The organism is Bradyrhizobium sp. SHOUNA76 (genome assembly GCF_023006445.1).
Classification (GTDB): Bacteria; Pseudomonadota; Alphaproteobacteria; order Rhizobiales; family Xanthobacteraceae; genus Bradyrhizobium.
Window position 1 is genome coordinate 1 of sequence record NZ_JALBHA010000422.1, and the last position, 5756, is coordinate 5756.

General features: G+C 65.2%; 4 protein-coding genes and 2 pseudogenes. 2 read left to right on the forward strand and 4 right to left on the reverse strand.

From position 1 onward, the window contains the following. Both MOV74_RS29540 and MOV74_RS29545 read left to right on the forward strand, forming a co-directional pair. Positions 1 to 643 (forward strand): annotated as a pseudogene (locus MOV74_RS29540) (allophanate hydrolase); the annotation flags it as partial. Positions 644 to 675: 32 nt separating this feature from the next. Next, positions 676 to 1443, forward strand: coding sequence for a LamB/YcsF family protein (locus tag MOV74_RS29545; protein ID WP_246930212.1), 768 nt, complete (start codon positions 676 to 678; stop codon positions 1441 to 1443). A gap of 103 nt (positions 1444 to 1546) precedes the next feature. Here MOV74_RS29545 and MOV74_RS29550 read toward each other — a convergent pair whose 3' ends face one another. From MOV74_RS29550 to MOV74_RS29565, 4 genes and pseudogenes are all read right to left on the reverse strand, one after another. Beyond that, the gene (locus MOV74_RS29550; protein WP_198172553.1) at positions 1547 to 1699 is read right to left on the reverse strand and encodes a hypothetical protein; all 153 of its coding nucleotides are present in this window, start codon (positions 1697 to 1699) and stop codon (positions 1547 to 1549) included. A 203-nt stretch (positions 1700 to 1902) separates the two neighbouring features. Further along, on the reverse strand, positions 1903 to 3513 hold the full coding sequence (locus MOV74_RS29555) for a sulfite reductase subunit alpha (protein ID WP_246930213.1): 1611 nt from the start codon (positions 3511 to 3513) through the stop codon (positions 1903 to 1905). Continuing rightward, positions 3510 to 5294, reverse strand: coding sequence for a NirA family protein (locus MOV74_RS29560; protein ID WP_246930214.1), 1785 nt, complete (start codon positions 5292 to 5294; stop codon positions 3510 to 3512). The genes MOV74_RS29555 and MOV74_RS29560 overlap by 4 nt, the downstream gene beginning before the upstream one ends. A 337-nt stretch (positions 5295 to 5631) precedes the next feature. Next, positions 5632 to 5756 (reverse strand): annotated as a pseudogene (locus MOV74_RS29565) (nitrate transporter); the annotation flags it as partial.

The following is a 5756-nucleotide window of genomic DNA, read 5'->3' on the forward strand; positions in this document are numbered from 1 at the left end:
GGACAATGCCCGCGCGGGGCTCGGCAGCCCCTACCCGCGCCCGCTGCAGGCTGGCGACGAGTTCACCGTTGATAACGCCAGCGGCGCGCCTGAGCTGCGGATCGAGCTGCCGAAGCCCGCGAGCGGCCCGATCCGTGTGGTGCTGGGCCCGCAGGACGACGAGTTCGACGACGCCAACAAGGCGCTGTTCCTGGGAAGCGAGTGGAAGATCTCGGCGACTTCCGACCGCATGGGCTACCGGCTCGAGGGCCCCGCCATCAAGCATCTGCACGGCCACAACATCGTTTCCGACGGCACCGTCAACGGCAGCATCCAGGTGCCCGGCAACGGCGCGCCGATCGCGCTGATGATGGATCGCGGCACCTCCGGCGGCTATCCGAAGATCGCAACCGTCATCACGGCCGACGTCGGCCGCCTCGCGCAGACCTCGGCGGGAACGGCGTTCCGCTTCAAGGCCGTCAGCGTGGCCGAGGCGCAGGACGAGGCGAAGAAATTCGCGCAACTGATCCGGACCCTGCCCGATCGCCTGCGTTCTGCCGACACCGTCGCACTCAACATCGAGGCGCTCAGTGATGCCAACGTCGCGGGCTATGCCGTGAGCGCTGTCGATGCCGGGACCTGGCAGGTCACTGAGGAGCCTTAAGGCAACAACAAAACCAGAGGCGGAGAGCACCCATGAAGACAGTCGATCTCAATTGCGACCTCGGCGAAGGTTTTGGCGCGTGGGAGATGGGCAACGACGCCGCGATGATCGAGCTGGCAAGCTCGGTCAATGTCGCCTGCGGCTTCCATGCCGGCGATCCCGACATCATGCGCCGGACGGTGGAGCTGGCGAAGGCGCGCGGCGTCTCGGTCGGCGCGCACCCTGGATATCGCGACCTGCACGGCTTCGGCCGGCATCCGATCGCGGGCCTGAAGGCCTCCGAGATCGAGAACCTCGTCGCCTACCAGATCGGCGCGTTGCAGGCGATTGCGACTGCCGCCGGCCACAAGGTCACCCATGTGAAGGCGCATGGTGCGCTCTCCAACGTCGCCTGCGAGGACGACATGACGGCGAAGGCGATCGCCGCCGGCATCAGGGCGGTCGACCCCAGCCTGATCTTCGTCGTGCTCGCCAATTCGAAGCTGGTGAAGGCCGGCGAAGCGGCCAATTTGCCGATGGTGCACGAGGTGTTCGCCGACCGCGCCTATGAGGACGACGGCAATCTCGTCTCGCGCAAGAAGCCCGGCGCGGTGCTGCACGATGCCAAGGCCATCGCCGATCGCGTGGTGCGCATGGTGCAGGACGGCGCGGTGGTCTCGGTGACCGGCAAGGTGATCAAGATGCGCACGGATACGGTGTGCATCCATGGCGACACGCCGGGCGCGGTCGACATCGCGCGCGGCTTGCGTCAGGCGTTGAAGGCTGCGGGGATCGAGGTGGCGCCGTTCAAGCACGGGTGAGGCTGACACGGTGCCGTAGGGTGAGCAGCGCAGCGTGCCCACCATCTCGTCGTATCAGAGACAGCTGGTGGGCACGCTTCGCTTTGCCCACCCGACGAGACTGTCAGAACGGATGCACCGACAACGAGCCGAGCACGATGGCCGCAATAACCGCAAACGCGCTGTAGAGTGCCAGATGATGGGCGTTCGCCCGGGTCTGCCGCGAGAGCGAGCGCGCATAGAAATGCAGTCTGGCTTCCGCCGATAGTTCGCGCATGGTCGATCTCCAACGCCCCATTTGCGGGATTATGAGGGATCAACCAGGGCGGGAGGCAAGATGGTGGTGCAAATAGCGATGCGCCTGCTGCGAAGCGGCGGCATCGCAGAGGTAAATTCTCTCCAGGCCTGGGTTCCGAGAATCTTATTCGTTCAAATCCGAGCCAGTTGGAACCGGCTCGGACAATGTCGGACTGACAGCACTCAGTACACGTCCGCCTGGAAGCGGCCCGTCTTCTTGAGCTCGGCGACGAAGCTGACGGCCTCATCGGTCGAACGTGCGCCGAACTGGGCGACGATGTCGACCAGCGCGCGCTCGACGTCCTTGGCCATGCGCTTGGCATCGCCGCAGATATAGAGATGCGCGCCTTCGGCAAGCCAGGTCCAGACCTCGCGGCCGACCTCGCGCATGCGATCCTGCACGTAGAACTTCTTCTCGCCGTCGCGCGACCAGGCCAGCGACATGCGCGTGAGCAGACCCGAGGTCTTCATCGCATTGAGCTCCTCCTGGTAGAAGAAGTCGCAGTCGCTGCGCTGATGGCCGAAGAACAGCCAATTCTTGCCGGGCGCGCCGGTCGCCTTGCGATCCAGCAGGAAGGCCCGGAACGGCGCGATGCCGGTGCCGGGGCCGATCATGATGACGGGCGTCTTCGGATCCTGCGGCAGGCCGAAACCGTGCGCCTTTTGCACGTAGACCTTGAGCTTCTCGCCGTCGTTGATGCGCTCGCCGAGGAAGGTCGAGGCGACGCCGAGACGCTTGCGCTTGCCGATGACGTAGCGCACGGAATCGACCGTCAGCGACAGCTTTCCGGGCGTCGCATTGTGCGAGGACGAGATCGAATAGAGCCGCGGCTGGAGCGGCTCCAACGCTTCGACGAAGGCCTCCGGATGCGGCCGCGTACCGGAAAATTTCTGCAGCGCCGCCATCACGTCGAGAGTTGCGGCATCGCCATCGGGATCCTCCCCCTGCGCCAGCGCCCGCGCCTTCTCGCGCGCCGCGCCGCCGGTGATGAAGGAGATCAGCTCGAACAGCGTGTCGGGTGCCGGCGACAGCGAGACGTCGTCGATCAGCACCTCGCGCAGCGTCTTGCCGTTGACCTTGGTGGTGTGGGAAGCGCCCAGCAGCGCGATGATCTGGTCGACGAGGCCGACATCGTTGCGCGCGAACACACCAAAGCTGTCGCCGACGACGTAGTCGAGCTTGCTCTCGGAGAGATCGAACTCGACGTGATAGGTTTCCTTCTCCGACTTTCCCTTGTTGAGAAGGCGGCGCGACAGGAAGGTCGCGGCAACAGGGTTGTCGCGCGAGCGGCCGGGCTCTGCGATCGTCACCGTCACGGCCGGCGCCGGAGCGTCCGGCTTGTCAGCCGCTTTGGCCGCAGGGGCCTTGTCGAGCTCCTCATAGAGCGACTTCAGCATCCGCGCGGTTTCCTTGCCGCCGGGGACGCAGAGGTTGAGCCGCGCTTCGCTACGGCCTGCGATCGCTTCCGAATAGTCATGGCAATTGTAGCCGCACTGGCCGCAATCCTGCTGCGCCATCGCCGCCATCATCTTGCGGCGCACGGGGCGCCCCTCGGCGAGCTTCATCCGCTCGGTGATCGGCATGGTCTGGTCGTGCCAGGGCGCTTCGCCGTCGTCACCGTCGCCGGCAGCTCCTTGCATGACGGCGGCGCCCTGCTCCGCCGACAGCGGCGCGGCGACGTCAGGCGACAGCAGGCCGGCGAAGAAGCCGTTCAGCCAGGAGCGCTGCGCATCGGAGAACGGTGCGCTGGCGGGAATGATGTCGAGCCTGGGCGGAGGGGTGATCTGGTTCATGCGGACACCTGTGCATCGGCAAGCTTGCGCAGCGTTTCGCCGTCATGGCGGCGCGCAAAGGAGAGGAAGGTTTCGTCGGCAGACGTGCGATGGGCGATATAGGCCTTGAGCAGTGCCTCGACCGTCTTGGGCGCGTCCTCGGCCTTGAGGTCGTGATAGACCTCCTGCCCGACGTCGGCGTCGGGGCCGAACCCGCCGCCGGTGAAGAGGTGATAGCCCTCGACCGTATCGTCCTCGTTGACAGGCACGCGCGCACCGATCAGGCCGATGTCGCTGATGTAGTGCTGCGCGCAGGAATGATGGCAACCGGTGACGTGGATGTTGACCGGCTTGTCCATCGCAACGCGCGGCTCGCACCAGTCGCCGATCTCGGCGGCATGGCGCTTGGTATTCGCGGCGGCGAAGCGGCAGCCGGCATTGCCGGTGCAGGCGATCAGGCCGGCGCGGATGTGGGAGGCATCGACCGCGAGGCCGATCTGCTTGATGGCCGCGACCGCGAGATCGACGTTCTCGTCGCGCACGCCGGAAATCAGCAGGTTCTGCCAGACCGTCAGCCGGATCTCGCCATCGCCGAGATCGCGCGAAACCTTGGCAAGACCCCGCATCTGCTCGCTTGTGAGCTTGCCGAGCGTCAGCGACACGCCGATCCAGTTGAGGCCGCCCTGCTTCTGCTTGTGCACGCCGACATGCGCCATGCGGTCCGCTGCGGGGCGCGGGAGAAACGCCTCTTCCGGCACGCGCGTGAACGGCGTCTTCAGCCGTTCCTCGACCAGCTTGAGGAAGCCGTCATGCCCCATGGCGTCGAGCACATATTTCAGCCGCGCCTTGTTGCGGTTGGTGCGGTCACCGTGGTCGATGAACACGCGCACGATCGCGTCGGCAACAGCGGTCGCCTGCTCCGGCTTGACGATGATGCCGGAATATTTGGCAAAATCCTTGTGGCCGGTGATGCCGCCGAGGCCGAGCCGGAACCAGATTCCGGGCTCGACGCCGAAACCGTCCTTCACCTCATAGGCCGTGAAAGCGATGTCGTTGGTCTCCTCGAGCACCGCGATCCTGCCGGCGCCGTCGAAGGCGACGTTGAACTTGCGCGGCAGGCCGTAGAGCGAGCGATCGTTGAGGATGTGGTGGTGCCACTCGCGTGCATAGCGCCGCGTGTCGATGATTTCCTGCGGATCGATGCCCGCCGTCGGCGTGCCCGTCACGTTGCGGATGTTGTCGGCGCCGGAGCCGCGCGAGCACAGGCCGAGATCCTGGATACCTTCGATCAGCTTCACCGCGTTCTTCGGCGGGATCTCGCGCAGTTGCAGATTGGCGCGCGTCGTGACGTGGCTGTAGGGACCGCAGAGCTCGTCGGCGAGATCGGCAAGGCCCGACATCTGCCAGTGCTTCATGATGCCGTTCGGAATCCGCAGACGGCTCATATAGGAGTCCTGCGTCGGCGCGACGTAGAAGATGCCATAATAGCGCCAGCGGAAATTGTCGGCCGGGCTCGGCGGCGCGTTGTCGAGCGCTTGCTGGCGCAGCCGCGGATAGGCATCGAACGGATGCTCGTCGCGCTTGAACTTTTCCTGATCGGCGAGCTTCTTGCCGGACGCGATGACCTTGTCCTGCGCCTTGATGTGCACGGCATCGGGACCGGTCGGCTCGGTGCTCGCCTTGCCGGCGGCGGCGCCGCCGAGACCGCGCCCGACCTTGCTGATCTGCAAACCGGTCGTGAAGCCTTCGAGATAGCGTTTCTGCTCGTCGGTAAAGTCGACTGCGAGCGTATCGATTTTCATGGTCGGTAACGAAGCTCCTGCGGCCACCAGGGTGGCATCGACGGACATTGGCGCGACCCGCGAGGAACTGGGCTGGCCCTGAGAGCCGGCTTCGCCACCCGACGGTCCGATCAGCTTCGTTGCTGCGGGACTCGGCTCAGCAGGCACCTGTGACAAGCTGGCCGCACTGCAACATTCAAGTTGCGTGCCAGCTTGGCCAAAATGGAAAGATCTATCTTTTCAGCTGATTGGGCGCTCGCCCGGAAAATCCCGGGCGGCGCGCTTTCACGAAATTCGAGCACCCTGATGAATATTTAGGCGATGAATCTGTGTGCTCAAAAACAAAGCAGGATCCGAATCAGGCCTTCCAGCGCCCAACCTCGAACGCCTCGAGATGCCCCGGGATGTTGTCGGGATCAAAAACCGGGCCCGCGAATGCCCCGAACGCCGCGGGCGCCTGCTCGGGCGGCCGGCGGCCGAGGG